10 protein-coding genes and 3 pseudogenes are annotated in these 14,865 nt (G+C 68.0%); 5 read left to right on the top strand and 8 right to left on the bottom strand.

The window, feature by feature from the left end:
- Positions 1-44 precede the first annotated feature (44 nt).
- The gene (gene arc, locus AC5Y5B_RS15060; protein ID WP_500005714.1) at positions 45-1,874 is read right to left on the bottom strand and encodes a proteasome ATPase; all 1,830 of its coding nucleotides are present in this window, start codon (positions 1,872-1,874) and stop codon (positions 45-47) included.
- Between the two features lie 318 nt (positions 1,875-2,192).
- Between arc and lppK the strand changes: the two are divergent.
- A pseudogene (gene lppK, locus AC5Y5B_RS15055) lies at positions 2,193-2,777 on the top strand (lipoprotein LppK); the annotation flags it as partial.
- A gap of 173 nt (positions 2,778-2,950) precedes the next feature.
- Positions 2,951-3,250 (top strand): DUF503 domain-containing protein, encoded by a 300-nt coding sequence (locus AC5Y5B_RS15050; protein WP_500005713.1) that lies wholly within the window; start codon positions 2,951-2,953, stop codon positions 3,248-3,250.
- Here the strand turns inward: AC5Y5B_RS15050 and trmI are convergent, their stop codons facing one another.
- Positions 3,251-4,096, bottom strand: a complete 846-nt coding sequence (gene trmI / locus AC5Y5B_RS15045; protein WP_500005712.1) for a tRNA (adenine(58)-N(1))-methyltransferase TrmI — start codon at positions 4,094-4,096, stop codon at positions 3,251-3,253.
- Positions 4,097-4,170: 74 nt separating this feature from the next.
- On the opposite strand from trmI, the gene AC5Y5B_RS15040 reads away from it, so the two are divergent.
- On the top strand, positions 4,171-5,067 hold the full coding sequence (locus tag AC5Y5B_RS15040) for a RecB family exonuclease (protein ID WP_112632413.1): 897 nt from the start codon (positions 4,171-4,173) through the stop codon (positions 5,065-5,067).
- Between the two features lie 3 nt (positions 5,068-5,070).
- Here the strand turns inward: AC5Y5B_RS15040 and AC5Y5B_RS15035 are convergent, their stop codons facing one another.
- The 5 genes and pseudogenes from AC5Y5B_RS15035 to AC5Y5B_RS15015 all read right to left on the bottom strand — a co-directional run bounded on the left by AC5Y5B_RS15035 (position 5,071) and on the right by AC5Y5B_RS15015 (position 8,762).
- Positions 5,071-6,441, bottom strand: coding sequence for an FAD-containing oxidoreductase (locus tag AC5Y5B_RS15035; RefSeq protein ID WP_112632412.1), 1,371 nt, complete (start codon positions 6,439-6,441; stop codon positions 5,071-5,073).
- On the bottom strand, positions 6,438-6,950 hold the full coding sequence (locus tag AC5Y5B_RS15030) for a DUF4126 family protein (RefSeq protein WP_112632411.1): 513 nt from the start codon (positions 6,948-6,950) through the stop codon (positions 6,438-6,440). The genes AC5Y5B_RS15035 and AC5Y5B_RS15030 overlap by 4 nt, the downstream gene beginning before the upstream one ends.
- A 117-nt stretch (positions 6,951-7,067) precedes the next feature.
- Positions 7,068-7,922, bottom strand: coding sequence for an ATP phosphoribosyltransferase (gene hisG, locus AC5Y5B_RS15025; protein ID WP_500005711.1), 855 nt, complete (start codon positions 7,920-7,922; stop codon positions 7,068-7,070).
- A 2-nt stretch (positions 7,923-7,924) separates the two neighbouring features.
- Positions 7,925-8,206 (bottom strand): phosphoribosyl-ATP diphosphatase, encoded by a 282-nt coding sequence (locus tag AC5Y5B_RS15020; RefSeq protein ID WP_112632410.1) that lies wholly within the window; start codon positions 8,204-8,206, stop codon positions 7,925-7,927.
- Positions 8,207-8,261: 55 nt separating this feature from the next.
- Positions 8,262-8,762 (bottom strand): annotated as a pseudogene (locus AC5Y5B_RS15015) (TetR family transcriptional regulator).
- A 20-nt stretch (positions 8,763-8,782) separates the two neighbouring features.
- Between AC5Y5B_RS15015 and AC5Y5B_RS15010 the strand changes: the two are divergent.
- Both AC5Y5B_RS15010 and malQ read left to right on the top strand, forming a co-directional pair.
- Positions 8,783-8,878: pseudogene (locus AC5Y5B_RS15010) on the top strand (mannan-binding protein); the annotation flags it as partial.
- Between the two features lie 113 nt (positions 8,879-8,991).
- Positions 8,992-10,995: a 4-alpha-glucanotransferase gene (gene malQ, locus AC5Y5B_RS15005; protein WP_500005709.1), complete on the top strand. Its 2,004-nt coding sequence runs from the start codon at positions 8,992-8,994 to the stop codon at positions 10,993-10,995.
- Here malQ and metH read toward each other — a convergent pair.
- Positions 10,977-14,795, bottom strand: coding sequence for a methionine synthase (gene metH, locus AC5Y5B_RS15000; protein ID WP_500005708.1), 3,819 nt, complete (start codon positions 14,793-14,795; stop codon positions 10,977-10,979). The genes malQ and metH overlap by 19 nt on opposite strands.
- Positions 14,796-14,865 lie beyond the last annotated feature (70 nt).

The following is a 14,865-nucleotide window of genomic DNA, read 5'->3' as shown; positions in this document are numbered from 1 at the left end:
GGCGTGTCGTGTGCGTGGTTTAAGTGTCGGCGCGGCCTGGGCTCCTACAGGTACTGACCCAGGTTGGATTCGGTGTCGATGGCCCGCGATGCGCTCGAGCTCTTGCCGGTGACCAGGGTGCGGATGTAGACGATCCGCTCGCCCTTCTTGCCCGAAATCCGCGCCCAGTCATCGGGGTTGGTGGTGTTGGGCAGGTCCTCGTTCTCGGCGAACTCGTCGACGATCGAGTCCAGCAGGTGCTGAATGCGCAGACCGGGCTGGCCGGTCTCGAGCACCGACTTGATCGCGTTCTTCTTGGCGCGGTCGACGACGTTCTGGATCATCGCCCCGGAGTTGAAGTCCTTGAAGTACATGACTTCCTTGTCACCGTTGGCGTAGGTGACCTCCAGGAACCGGTTGTCGTCGATCTCGGCGTACATCCGCTCGACGACCTTCTCGATCATCGCCCGGATGCAGGCCGACCGGTCGCCCCCGAACTCGGCCAGATCGTCACTGTGCACCGGCAGCGACTCGACCAAGTACTTCGAGAAGATGTCTTGCGCCGCTTCGGCATCCGGCCGCTCGATCTTGATCTTCACGTCCAGACGGCCGGGCCGCAGGATCGCGGGGTCGATCATGTCCTCGCGGTTGGAGGCGCCGATCACGATGACGTTCTCGAGCCCCTCCACACCGTCGATCTCGCTGAGCAGCTGAGGAACCACGGTCGTCTCGACGTCGGAGGACACCCCGGTCCCGCGGGTCCGGAAGATCGAGTCCATCTCGTCGAAGAACACGATCACGGGTGTGCCTTCCGACGCCTTTTCGCGGGCGCGCTGGAAAATCAGCCGGATGTGCCGCTCGGTCTCGCCGACGAACTTGTTGAGCAGCTCGGGTCCCTTGATGTTCAAGAAGTAGGACTTGGCTTCGCGGGCGTCGTCGCCGCGCACCTCGGCCATCTTCTTGGCCAGCGAGTTGGCCACGGCCTTGGCAATCAGCGTCTTACCGCAACCGGGCGGACCGTAGAGCAACACACCTTTGGGCGGGCGCAGCGCGTACTCGCGGTACAGCTCCTTGTGCAGGAACGGCAGCTCCACCGCGTCGCGGATCTGCTCGATCTGGCGGGTCAGGCCACCGATGTCCTCGTAGCTGACGTCGGGCACCTCTTCCAGCACCAGGTCCTCGACCTCGGCCTTGGGGATGCGCTCGAAGGCGTACCCGGCCTTGGTGTCGACCAACAGCGAGTCACCCGGGCGCAGCCGGCGCGGCCGGGTGTCGTCGTTGAGCGCGTCGGGATGCCCCTCCGGAAGGTCCTCGGCCACCAGCGGCTCGGCCAGCCACACGATGCGTTCCTCGTCGGCGTGCCCCACGACCAGGGCGCGGTGCCCGTCGGCCAGGAGCTCACGCAACGTGGAGATTTCGCCCACCGATTCGAACGTGCCGGCCTCCACGACGGTCAGGGCCTCGTTGAGCCGGACCGTCTGCCCCTTGCGCAGCAACGGGACTTCGATGTTCGGCGAGCAGGTCAACCGCATCTTGCGGCCGGAGGTGAACACGTCGACGGTGTCGTCCTCGTGGGTGGCGAGCAGGACGCCGTAGCCGCTGGGCGGCTGCCCCAGCCGATCCACTTCCTCGCGCAGCGCAAGCAGTTGCTGGCGGGCCTCTTTGAGGGTCTCCATCAGCTTGGAGTTCCGCGACGCGAGGGAGTCGATGCGCGCTTCGAGCTGATGCACATCGCGGGCGGAGCGGGCAGCGCCATGAGAGCCGACGGCGTGCTCGAGTTGCTCGCGCAACATGGCCGCCTCGCGGCGTAGTTGCTCCAACTCGGCCTCGTCGCCGCTGGACATGTTCGATTCGTGCGGTGTTCCGAAAGCTTCAGAACGCTCTGAGCTAGCCATCTTGCGCTCCTTTCCCGCACCGAATTGGCGCGGCGGATACTTCAAAGCTACCGGCGATTGCCGATTGATGTGCGGAGTCAAATACCCACGAAAAGTTAAGATTTTCGTCACGCTGGTAATCTCGGCCACTAATCGTGACGATCGAAAGGGCCTTGGGAGGTGCCGGAGTGACCGCAAAAAGCCTCGCCACGGGCTCGACCCGCGTCGCCGTCGTCGCCCCCTGTGCCGCCGTGACTTCCGTTGCACCCATCGGCCCGACCTTAGCGACCCCCTTCCTTCGCGAAGCGGCCAGAGGCGCCTAGCCCGCCGACCGACTGGATGCACCGGCCACTGCCCGTAGCGCTGAGCGCCGCCGCCGCCCTGGCGGCGGTCGGACTCGCGGCATGTTCGTCGCCGCACCCGCACAGCGGTTCGTCGCCCGCCTCTTCGCTGCCGCCGGCCACGTCGAGCCAGGTTGCTGCGCCCGTCACGGCTCCGCTGCCGCCGCCCGAGGCCCTCACCGACGTGCTCACGCGACTGGCCGACCCGAACGTTCCGGGCGCCAGCAAGGTGAATCTGGTGGAGGGTGCGACGCCGGAGAGCGCGGCCACACTGGACAGATTTACCAACGCTTTGCGCGACAACGGCTATGTGCCGATGACCTTCAACGCCAACGACATCGCATGGTCGGACAAGAATCCGTCCAACGTGAAGGCCACCATCGCCGTTCACACCGCCCAGGCCAACAACGCCAACTTCACCTTCCCGATGGAGTTCACCCCTTTCCAGGGCGGTTGGCAACTGTCGCGACACACCGCCGAAATGCTGTTGGCGCTGGGGAAGTCGCCGACGGCTCCGACGTCGGTGGCTCCCCCGCCCCCGCCCGCGCCCCCGCCGCCAGCACCGCCCCCGGCGCCCGCGCCGCCACCGCCCGAGCCGTCCCCGGCACCGGCCCCGCCAGCACCACCCCCGTCCCCACCGCCGCCCCCGCCTCCGCCGCCAGCACCCCCGCCGCCGCCGGAGCCGGAACCCGCTCCCGCACCCGCCCCGGCGCCGGAGGCACCCGCCGACCAGAACCCGCCGGGTTGACCCGCGGCATGTGGATCGGCTGGCTCGAGTTCGACGTGCTCCTGGGCGACGTGCGGTCACTCAAACAGAAGCGGTCGGTCATTCGCCCCGTGGTCGCCGAGTTACAGCGCAAGTTCAGCGTGTCGGCGGCCGAGGTCGGTTCGCACGAGCTGTATCGGCGGGCCGGCATCGGCGTCGCCACCGTGTCCGGTGACCGTGGTCATGCCGTCGACGTGCTGGACGCGGCCGAGCGGCTGGTGGCCGCGCATCCCGAATTCGAGCTGCTATCGGTGCGGCGCTCGCTGGTACGCAGCGACGACCTCGCCTAGCTAGCCGTCGCGGCCTTCGCGCTTGCGCCCCAACGGCACGGGCGCGACGACACCGGGCGCAAGCCGCCGCGTGAAGATCAGGAACGCGGTGTGCCCGCGCATCGAATGCTGCGGCCGGACGGCGAGCCCCACGACGTTCCAGCCGCGCTGCAAGGTCTCCCACGACCGCGGCTCGGTCCAGCACTGCTGGGCCCGCAGGGCCTCGACCGCGCGCGACAGCTGAGTGACGGTGGCGACGTACACGATCAGCACGCCACCGGGAATCAACAGCCGGGCGACCGACTCGAGCACCTCCCACGGCGCGAGCATGTCCAGCACGGCACGGTCGAAGGATCCGTCCGGCAGCTCGGAGTCGGACACGTCTCCGATGATCAGTTGCCAGTTCTCGGGCGGGTAGCCGCCGTGAAACACCGACACGTTGCGTTCGGCGTGCTCGGCATGATCGGCGCGCACCTCGTAGGAGGTCACCCGGCCTTCGGGCCCGACCGCGCGCAGCAGCGAGCAGGTCAGCGCGCCGGAACCGGCGCCGGCCTCCAGCACCCGCGCGCCCGGGAAGATGTCGCCCTCGTGCACGATCTGGGCGGCGTCCTTGGGGTAGATCACCTGGGGCCCACGCGGCATCGACATCACGTAGTCGATCAGCAGGGGCCGCATCACCAGGTACACCGCGTTGTTGCTGGACTTGATCACGCTGCCCTGCTCGAGCCCGATCAGCGCGTCGTGTGGGATCGCCCCGCGATGGGTGTGGAACTCGGCGCCCGCGGTGAGCACCACCGTGTAGTGCCGACCCTTGGCATCGGTGAGCTGGACGCGCTCGCCCTCGGTAAACGGGCCGGATACGGACACGCGGTCTAGCGTGCCAGCCGACTCGCCGCCGCAGGTGCTTGGGGGTTGTCGGCGCCCGGTCCTAGGCTGCGGACATGATCGTCCAGCCGGAGGCGCCCGAGTCGGCGGTGCGGCCGGTGGGCCAGGCGTATCGCCCCGCCTTATCGCCGTCCCGGGCCGCGGACTTCAAGCAGTGCCCGCTGCTGTACCGGTTCCGGGCCATCGACCGGTTGCCCGAGGCGCCGTCGCCCGCGCAGCTGCGCGGGTCGCTCGTGCATGCCGCCCTGCAGCAGCTTTACGGCCTGCCCGCCGAACAGCGCGGCCCCGACACCGCCCTGTCGTTGGTGGAGCCCGCGTGGGACCAGCTCCTCGCGGCGACGCCCGAGATGACCGCCGACACGGACCCGGCGCAGCGCGCCCAGTTGTTGGCCGAGGCGCAGGCGTTGCTCGCCGGTTATTACCGGCTCGAAGACCCCACCCGCTTCGACCCGGAGTGCTGCGAACAGCGGGTCGAGGTGGAGCTCGCCGACGGCACGTTGCTGCGCGGGTTCATCGACCGGATCGACGTCGCCGCCACCGGCGAGTTGCGGGTGGTCGACTACAAGACCGGCAAGGCTCCGCCGGAGGCGCGGGCCCTGGCGGAGTTCAAGGCCATGTTCCAGATGAAGTTCTACGCGGTGGCACTGTTGCGTTCGCGCGGTGTGCAACCCACCCGGCTGCGGCTGATCTATCTTGCCGACGGCCAGGTGCTGGACTACACGCCCGACCACGACGAGCTGCTGCGCTTCGAGAAGACGCTGATGGCGATCTGGCGCGCGATCCAAACCGCCGGCCAGACCGGCGATTTCCGCCCCACCCAGTCCCGACTGTGCGACTGGTGTCCCCACCAACAACTCTGCCCGCTCTTCGGCGGAACCCCGCCGCCCTACCCGGGCTGGCCGGAAACCTTTGGCACGCAGACCGATTCGCGTCCCACCGAACCGGCCGCCTGACCGTTAGCTCAGCGGCGAGAGCTCCTGCAGCATCGTCGGGATGAGTTCGCTGACGGTGGGATGGATGTGCATGGTGCGCGACAGCGTGGTGTAGGGCGCCTTGGCCGACATCACGTCCAGGATGGCGTGAATGGCCTCGTCGCCGCCCACCCCGAGGATGGCGGCGCCCAGGATCTCCTGGGTGTCGGCGTCCACCACGACTTTCATGAAGCCTTGTGTCTCACCCTTTTCCACGGCCCGGCCGACCCGGGTCATCGGCCGCTTGCCGACCAGCGCCTTGCGGCCCGACGAGCGGACCTGATCGACGGTCATGCCGGCACGCCCCAGCGGCGGATCGATATAGAGCGCGTAGGTGGTGATGCGGTCGCTCACCCGGCGTGGGTCGTCGTCCAGCAGGTTGGCGGCGACGATCTCGAAATCGTTGTAGGAGGTGTGGGTGAACGCACCTTTGCCGTTGCAGTCGCCCATCGCCCAGATGTGTTCGACGCTGGTCTTGAGCTGGTCGTCGACCACGATGTAGCCGCGGGCATCGGTCTGCACCCCGGCCGCGCCCAGGCCCAGATCGTCGGTGTTGGGTCGCCGGCCCACCGCCAGCAACAGGTGACTCCCCTGGACGGGGGCGGCGCCGTCACGAGGGGTCAGCTCGAAGCCGTTGCCGTTCTTGGCTATTCGCATATCGTCGGCGCCGACGATGACGTCGATGCCTTCGGCGCGCAGGATTTCTTCGATCGTTTCCGAGACGTCCTCGTCCTCGCGCAACGCCAGCCGCGGGCCCCGTTCGACGACGGTCACCCGGGCCCCGAACCGCCGGTACATCTGGGCGAACTCCAGCGCGATGTAGCTGCCCCCGACGATGACGAGATGCGTTGGCACCGTGTCGAGTTCAAGGACCGACACGTTGGTGAGGAAGTCGACGTCGGACAGGCCGGGAATGTCGGGCACCACCGCGCGCCCGCCGACGTTGAGGAAGATGCGGTCGGCGTGCAGCTCATCGTCGCCCACGCGCAGCGTGTGCGGATCGGCGAAGACCGCGTGCCCCCGGAACACGGTGCAGCCCTCCATGCCCTCGAGCCAATCCTCGACGCCCTTGCGGTCGCCCAGCATGATCTCGTCCTTGCGGGCCTTGACCTTGGCCATGTCCACGCTGACCGTCCCGGTCCCGACGCCGTATTCCGCGCCGCGGCGGGCCAGATGGGCGGCGTGCGCGGAGGCCACCAGCGTCTTGGTCGGAATGCACCCGGTGTTGACGCAGGTGCCGCCGATCAGCTTGCGCTCGATCACGGCGACGCGCTGGCCGGCGGCGGTCAGCCGGCCTGCCAACGGCGGCCCGGCCTGGCCGGCCCCGACGATGATCGCATCGAAATGCTTTGTCACTTAACCGCCGTCAGGAGGTACTCGGTCAGCAGGTGGCCCGTCGCCGCAAGAATGGCGAACCCGCCCACGATCGCGACGGCGTCCTCGAGCAGCGCGATGGGCAGGTCCTTGCCGCCCGTCGCGGCCACCAGCCGCTTGCGCACCTGATAGCCGCCGAGGGTCCCAAGCACCGCACCGATGACACCGGCGCCCAGCGCGGTGAACGTCCAGTGTGGCCACGCGCCCAGCGCCGCGCCGGCAAGCCCACCCGTGACGATGCGGGCCGCGAAGATCGGCGGCGCCGTACGGGCCGGTGTCTTGGGCAGCTTGTCGTTGATCAGTTCGCCCACGGCCAAGACGGTGAAGATGATCACCGCGATGATGTTGGTCAGCCAACTCGCCCACGTGCCGTGCAAGTCGATCCAGCCGATGTAGGCGGCCCAGGCCACGACGGCAGGCGCCGTCAGCGACCGCAGCCCGGCCACGACGCCAATCAGTAAAGCCAACAAGACGAGAAGCGCGTGTGTCACGGAAACCCTCCTGGGAGACGAACAGCCGGCGACCGATGCAGGGAGTGCCCCTACGCCAACCCGGGCAGTCCCCGAGGCGGACGCTAACACAGCCGCGGGTCTTACACCGTGTGCGAATCAGAACCGGCAGAACCTGATATCGGACGCCAGGATCGCCTTGGCGCCGATGGCGGCCAGCTCGTCCATGATCTCGTTGACGCCCCGACGCGGCACCAGCGCGCGGATGGCGACCCAGTCCGGGTCGGCCAGGGGTGCGATGGTGGGCGACTCCAGCCCCGGCGTGATCGCCGTGGCCTTGTCCAGCACCGACCGGGGGCAGTCGTAGTCGAGCATCAGGTATTGCTGGCCGAACACCACGCCCTGGATCCGCGCCACCAGCTGATCGCGCGCCGCCTGCGTCCCGGCCTTGCTGCTGTGGTCGCTTTCGATCAGTACCGCTTCCGAATCGCACAGCGGGTCACCGAAGGCCACCAGGTTGTGCAGGCTCAGGGTGCGTCCGGAGCCCACCACGTCGGCGATGGCGTCGGCCACGCCGAGTTGCACCGAGATCTCCACCGCGCCGTCGAGCCTGATGACGGTCGCCTCAATCCCGCGCCCCGCCAAGTCTTTTCGCACTAGGTTGGGGTAGGCGGTGGCGATCCGTTTGCCGCCCAGGTCGGCGATCTTCCAGTCGCGCCCCGCCGGTCCGGCGTAGCGAAAGCTCGACGAGCCGAAGCCCAGCGCCAGACGCTCGCGCACCGGCGCATCGGAATCGCCGACCAGGTCCCTGCCGGTGATGCCGAAATCCAACTCCCCCGAACCCACATAGATGGCAATGTCTTTGGGCCGCAGAAAGAAGAACTCGACCTGGTTCGCCGGGTCGATGACGGTCAGGTCCTTCGAATCGGTGCGACGCCGGTAACCGGCCTCGGCGAGAATCTCGCTGGCCGGCTCGCTGAGCGTGCCCTTGTTGGGAACCGCAACCCGCAGCATGGTCATAGCTTCCGATACACGTCGTCGAGGGTCAGCCCGCGGGCCACCATCAACACCTGCGTCCAGTAGAGCAACTGGCTGATCTCCTCGGCCAGCGCCTCGTCGCTTTCGTGCTCGGCGGCCAGCCACACTTCGCCGGCTTCCTCGAGGATCTTCTTGCCCAGGCCGTGGACGCCGCCGTCGAGCGCGGCGACCGTGGCGCTGCCGGCCGGCCGGGTACGGGCACGCTCGCCCAGCTCGGCGAACAGATCCTCGAAGGTCTTCACGGCCAGCGATTGTTTCACGCGGCGGCGAGCAAAGTCACGGCGGTTTAGCCCCGGCCGCGTCTGCGCGGCTTCGTCAGTCGAATCCGGCGAGGGTCAGGCGCAGCGCTTGCTCCAGCAGCACGTGGAACTCCGCGCTCTCGGCGACGTTCGAGGTCAGCCAGCCATCGAGGACGAATTTCACTGTGGCCAAACTGGTGTGGACCAACAACGCGGGTCGGATGTCGGCCACCGCATCGACACCGATGCGACGGCCAGACGCCAGGTATCGAGGTTGTCAACCTCGCTGACATCTCTGGCGTGGGTGACGAACAGCTGGATCAGCGCCTCGACCGGTGACTCGTGGGCCGGTCTGGCGCCGTAGGAACCGACGATCTCGGCGGCGGCCTCCCGGACGGGATCGACCAGCAGACCCTCCTTAATGGGCGCGTACCGGAAATACGTGCTGATGGAGACCCCCGGCGGCCGCAGCGATGTCCTCGGTCGTCACCGCCTCGAAGCCGCGCTCGGCGAAAAGCCGGTAGGCGGTCTGCTGGATCTGCGGAATCAGCTCAGCACGGCGTCGGTACGCAACGATATGTTTGCTGAGGACGTGCCAACTTCTCCCCCGGGCTGCCGCAGTGGTACATGGACGGCGGCACCGCGCAGGCCCACATCCCGCTGTCGGCGCTGGGTTCGGTGTTGCGGATCTGAGCGTGTGAGTGCCCGTGTAAGTCGGCCCAGGGCGGGTATTTTGCCGAAGTGCGCCCGCCTCTTCGCAGCAACTCACCGATCCGCCCCGTCGTGTCCGAATCGCGAACCGTCTGATGGCCACACCCAAACCGGTGCCAGAGGACTTGCGACAGCTGGCCGCGGCCCACGGGGTGGCTACCTCCTACCGAAACGAGCGACGCGAACCGGTCGAGGTCGATGCGGACGTGGTGGTCCGGGTGCTCGCCTTGCTGGAGGTCGATGCCGGCAGCGACGCCGACCGGCGTCGTGAATTGGCGCGGCTGGCCGAGCGCAAGCGCATGGGGACCTTGGCGCCGACAGTCGCCGTGCGGGTGGGCGGCCGGCCGCGAACCATTCCCGGAGCGGTCACGTTGGTCGGCGAGGACGGCAACCAGACCAACGTGCGCGCCGAGTTGCCCGCCGACCTATCGCCGGGCTGGTACCGCCTGCACACCCGGGACGGGCAGCAAGTCACCCTGGTAGCGGCCCCGCCGCAGGTGCCCCAGACACCCGTCACCTGGGGCTGGATGCTGCAGCTGTATGCGCTGCGCTCGGACCGCTCGTGGGGCATCGGCGATCTGGGCGACCTGCGAGACTTCATCGACTGGACCGCGGCAGCGCACGGTGCGGGCGCGGTATTGCTCAATCCGCTGAACTCACCCGGCCCCACGCATCCGGTTCAACCCTCCCCCTATACCCCTTCCAGTCGGCGTTTCGCCAACCCGTTGGCGCTGCGCACCGAAGACCTGGACGCTTATCGTAGGGCCGACCCGCAGACCCGCGCCGAAGTGGACGCCCTGCGTGTTTGGTCCGGCACCGAGCGGATCGACCACGACCTCGTCTGGGCCGCGAAACGCGCAGCGTTGGAAGCGCTTTGGCGCGGGCAGAACCGACCGAATCCGCTGGACGACTCACCGTCGTCCAGGGCGCTGGGCGACTGGGCCACCTACTGCGCGCTGGCCGAGCGGCACGGTGGCCGCTGGCCGCAATGGCCCCAATCCTTGCGTAGCGTCGACGGACCGGGCGTCACCGCCGCTCGGCGGGAACTGGCACCCCGGGTCGCCTTCCACGCCTGGGTACAGCATCGCTGCGCCGAACAGCTCGGCGAAGTCCGCAGCGCCGCGCGAAGAGCCGGTATGGCGTTGGGCGTGTTGCACGACTTGCCGGTCGGCGTCGACTCCGACGGTGCCGACGCGTGGGCCCTCGCCGACATGCTGGCCGCCGGAGTTCACGTCGGCGCTCCCCCAGACAATTTCACCCCGCGCGGCCAAGACTGGGGGCTGCCACCGTGGCGGCCCGACCGGCTCGCGGCGACGGGGTACGGCGCACTGCGAGACATGCTGCGCGCCATACTCGTTCACGCGGACGGCCTGCGAATCGACCACGTGGCGGGCTTGTGGCGGCTCTGGTGGATACCGCCGGGCGAGTCCGCCGACCGGGGCACCTACGTCCACTATGACGCCGACGTCATGCTTGCCGTGCTCGCGTTGGAAGCCCAGCGAGCGGGGGCGACCGTGGTGGGCGAGGACCTGGGCACCGTCGAGCCGGAGGTCACGAAAGCTTTGGGCGACAACGGAATGCTCGGCTGCGCGGTATCCTGGTTCACCCGCGACGAGGCGGCGCCCGAACAACCGCTGCTCCCGTCGTCCAGGTGGCCGCAACGCGCCGCCGCCAGCCTTTCCACGCACGATTTGCCCACAGCGGCCGGCTTCTTGCGAGGCGAACACGTGCGGGTGCGCGCGGAGCTAGGGCTGCTTGATGATGTGCCGGCCGAACGGGCTTCGGCCGACAAGGAAAAAGCCGAGTGGCTGGCCTTGCTGCGCGCCGAAGGCCTGCTGCGGGCCGATCCCACTGAGAACGACATCATCGTCGCGATGCACCGTTTCCTGGCGGCGACCCCGAGCAGGTTGAAGTTGATCTCGCCCTACGACATCGTCGCCGAGCCGCGACAACCGAATCTGCCCGGCACCATCGACGAATACCCGAATTGGCGGCTGCCACTGCCGGTGACACTCGAGCAGCTGCGCGCCGACCCGCGCGTCGCCGCGATCACCGCCGCGTTCCAGGCCGAACCCGGAGCTCAGTCCTCCGGGTTGTAGCCGAGGTTGGGGGCCAGCCAGCGCTCGGCTTCGGGCAGCGTCCAGCCCTTGCGCTTCGCGTAGTCGGCGACCTGGTCCTGGGCCATCCGGCCGACCACGAAGTACTGCGACTGCGGGTGCGAGAAATACCAGCCGCTGACGGCGGCGCCGGGCCACATCGCCATCGAATCGGTCAACTCGATGCCGGTCCGCTCCTTCACGTCCATCAACGTCCAGAGCGTCGCCTTCTCGGTGTGCTCGGGGCAGGCGGGGTAGCCGGGGGCGGGCCGGATGCCCCGGTACTTCTCGTCGATGAGTGCGTCGTTGTCCAGCTGCTCGTCCGGCTGGTATCCCCAGAACTCCTTGCGGACCCGTTGGTGCATCCGCTCGGCGAACGCCTCGGCCAGCCGGTCGGCGACCGACTCCAGCAGGATCGCGCTGTAGTCGTCGAGCGCCGCCTTGAACTCCGCGATCTTCTCCTGGCTGCCGAGCCCCGTGGTGACGGCGAAGGCGCCGACGTAGTCGGCCAGCCCGGTGTCCTTGGGCGCGACGTAGTCGGCCAGCGACCGGTTCGGGATTCCCTCCCGGTGCTCACCCTGCTGACGCAGGTGGTGCAACGTCGTCAGCACCTCGCTGCGGGTGTCGTCGGTGTACACCTCGATGTCTTCGACACCCGAGCCGACCGCGTTCGCGGGGAAGAACCCGATCACCCCGTTGGCGGTCAGCCACTTCTCCTTGATCAGGGTGTCGAGCATCTCCTGCGCGTCGTCGTACAGCTTGCGGGCCGCCTCGCCCGAGGCCGGGTTGTTGAGGATGTCGGGGAAGCGGCCCTTCATCTCCCAGGCGTTGAAAAACGGCTGCCAGTCGATGTATTCGCGCAGCTCGGCCAGGTCGTAGTCCAAAAATTCACGTATTCCCACACCGATAGCGGGCACCGGCGGCGTGTAGCCGTCCCACTCGATCGGCGTCCGGTTGGCCCGCGCCTTTTCCAGCGGCAACGTCGGCCGCTCGTTCTTCTGGGCGTGCCGCTCGCGCAGGGACGCGTAGTCCTTCTCGGTGGCCTCCAGCAGGGGACCGCGCTGCTTGGGATCGAGGAGCGCGGCGGCGACCGGCACCGACCGGGACGCGTCCTTGACCCACACCACCGGGCCGCTGCGACGCGGCGAGATCTTCACGGCCGTGTGGGCGCGCGAGGTGGTCGCGCCGCCGATCAGCAGCGGGATCTCCAGGCCCTCGCGTTCCATCTCGACGGCGAAGTTGCTCATCTCGTCCAACGACGGCGTGATCAGCCCGGAGAGCCCGATGATGTCGGCGTCGTGCTCCTTCGCCGCGTCCAGGATCTTGCTCGCCGGCACCATCACTCCGAGGTCGATCACCTCGAAGTTGTTGCACTGCAAGACGACCCCGACGATGTTCTTGCCGATGTCGTGGACGTCGCCCTTCACCGTCGCCATCACGATCGTGCCGTTGGTGTCCTTGCTCGCAGCGGTGCCGTTCGCCTCTTTCTCTTTCTCGATGAACGGCAACAGGTAGGCCACGGCCTTCTTCATCACCCGGGCCGACTTCACGACCTGGGGCAGGAACATCTTGCCCGAGCCGAAGAGGTCGCCGACGACGTTCATCCCGTCCATCAGCGGGCCCTCGATCACCTCGATCGGGCGGCCGCCAGCGGCGGCGATCTCGGCCCGCAATTCCTCGGTGTCGTCGTCGACGTGCGCGTCGATGCCCTTGACCAACGCGTGCGTGATCCGCTCGCGAACCGGCAGGCCGCGCCACTCGGCCGCCGCCGGATCCTCGGACTTCTCCGAGCTGTTGAATCGCTCCGCGATTTCCAGCAGCCGTTCGGCCGCGTCCTCGCGACGGTTCAGCACGACATCCTCGATGCGGTCCCGCAGTTCGGGGTCGATCGAGTCGTAGGGCACCAGCGCCCCGGCGTTGACGATGCCCATGTCCAGGCCGGCCTTGATGGCGTGATACAGGAACACCGCGTGGATCGCCTCGCGCACGGGGTTGTTACCCCGGAACGAGAACGACACGTTCGAAATGCCACCGGAGATGTGCACCCCGGGCAGGTTCTCCTTGATCCAGGCGCAGGCCTCGATGAAGTCGATCCCGTAGGTGGCGTGCTCCTCGATGCCGGTGGCCAGCGCGAAGCAGTTCGGGTCGAAGATGATGTCCTCGGCCGGGAAGCCGACCTGTTCGGTCAGGATCCGGTAGGCGCGTCCGCAGATCTCCTTGCGGCGCTCCAGGTTGTCGGCCTGTCCCTGCTCGTCGAAGGCCATCACGACGACGGCCGCGCCATACTTGCGGCACAGCCGTGCCTCGCGGATGAACTTCTCCTCGCCCTCCTTCATGGAGATCGAGTTGACGATCGGCTTGCCCTGCACGTTCTTCAGGCCCGCCTCGATGACCTCCCACTTGGAGGAGTCGATCATCACCGGGACGCGGCTGATGTCGGGTTCGGCCGCGATCAGCTTGGTGAACCGGTCCATCGCGGCGACGCCGTCGATCATGCCCTCGTCCATGTTGATGTCGATGACCTGCGCACCCGCCTCCACCTGCTGCAGGGCGACCGACAGCGCGGTGTCGTAATCCTCGGCCTTGATCAGGTTGCGGAACCGGGCGGAGCCGGTGATGTTGGTGCGCTCACCGATGTTCACGAACAGGGAGTCGTCGGTGATGTTGAGCGGCTCCAGGCCCGAAAGTCGGGTGGCCACCTCGATTTTCGGCACCTCGCGCGGCGTTTTGCCCTCGACGACCTTGGCGATCTCTGCGATGTGCGGAGGCGCGGTGCCGCAGCAGCCGCCGACCAGGTTGACCAAGCCGGCGTCGGCGAAGTCGGCGATGTAGCCGGCCTGACGCTCCGGGGTTTCGTCGTATTCGCCGAAGGCGTTGGGCAGCCCGGCGTTCGGGTAGCAGGAGACGAACGTGTCCGCGATCCGCGCCATCTCGGCGATGTAGGGCCGCATCTCCGGCGCACCCAGGGCACAGTTCAGCCCGACCGCGATCGGCTTCGCGTGCCTGATCGCGTTCCAGAAGGCCTCGGTGACCTGACCGGACAACGTCCGCCCGGAGGCGTCGGTGATGGTGCCCGAGATGATCAACGGCCAGCGGCGGCCGCGCTCCTCGAACAGGGTCTCGACGGCGAAGACCGCCGCCTTGGCGTTCAGCGAGTCGAAGATCGTCTCGATGATGAGCAGGTCCGCACCGCCGTCGACCAGGCCGTTGGCGGCCTCCAGGTAGGCGGTGACCAGCTGGTCGTAGGAGACGTTGCGGGCCCCGGGGTCGTTGACGTCCGGCGAGATCGACGCGGTCCGGGTGGTCGGCCCGATCGCGCCCGCGACGTAGCGGGGCTTGTCCGGGGTGCTGTATTCGTCGGCGGCCTTGCGCGCCAGCGCGGCGCCCGCGTAGTTCAGCTCGTAGGCCAGCTCCGCCATGTCGTAGTCGGACAGCGAGATCGCGTTCGCGTTGAACGTGTTGGTTTCCAGGATGTCGGCGCCCGCATCGAGGTACTCACGGTGGATCCCCTCGATGATCTGTGGCTGCGTCAGGTTGAGCAGGTCGTTGTTGCCCTGCAGGGCGGTCGGCCACTCCGTGAACCGGTCGCCGCGATAGCCGGCCTCGTCCGGCCGGTCGCGCTGGATCGCGGTCCCCATCGCGCCGTCGATCACCACGATCCGCTGGCGCAGCGCTGCCGTCAGCTCGTCGGTGCAGTCCGGACGGATGTTCGGCGCGAAGGTGCTCGACGCGGAAGTTTTCGTCGCGGAAGTTTTCGTCGCGGAAGTGTTCGTCTCAACGGCGGTCACGTGCACTCCTTCCATAGCGGAAGGCGTCCTTGACTCTGCCGAGCGTGGCGGATACCGGCGCAAACCCGTATCCGTTGCAACGCCT

This window comes from Mycobacterium sp. NGS33 (assembly GCF_059812885.1).
The sequence above is the reverse complement of the archived record's forward strand: the minus strand, read 5'-3'. Positions and strand labels throughout refer to the sequence as shown.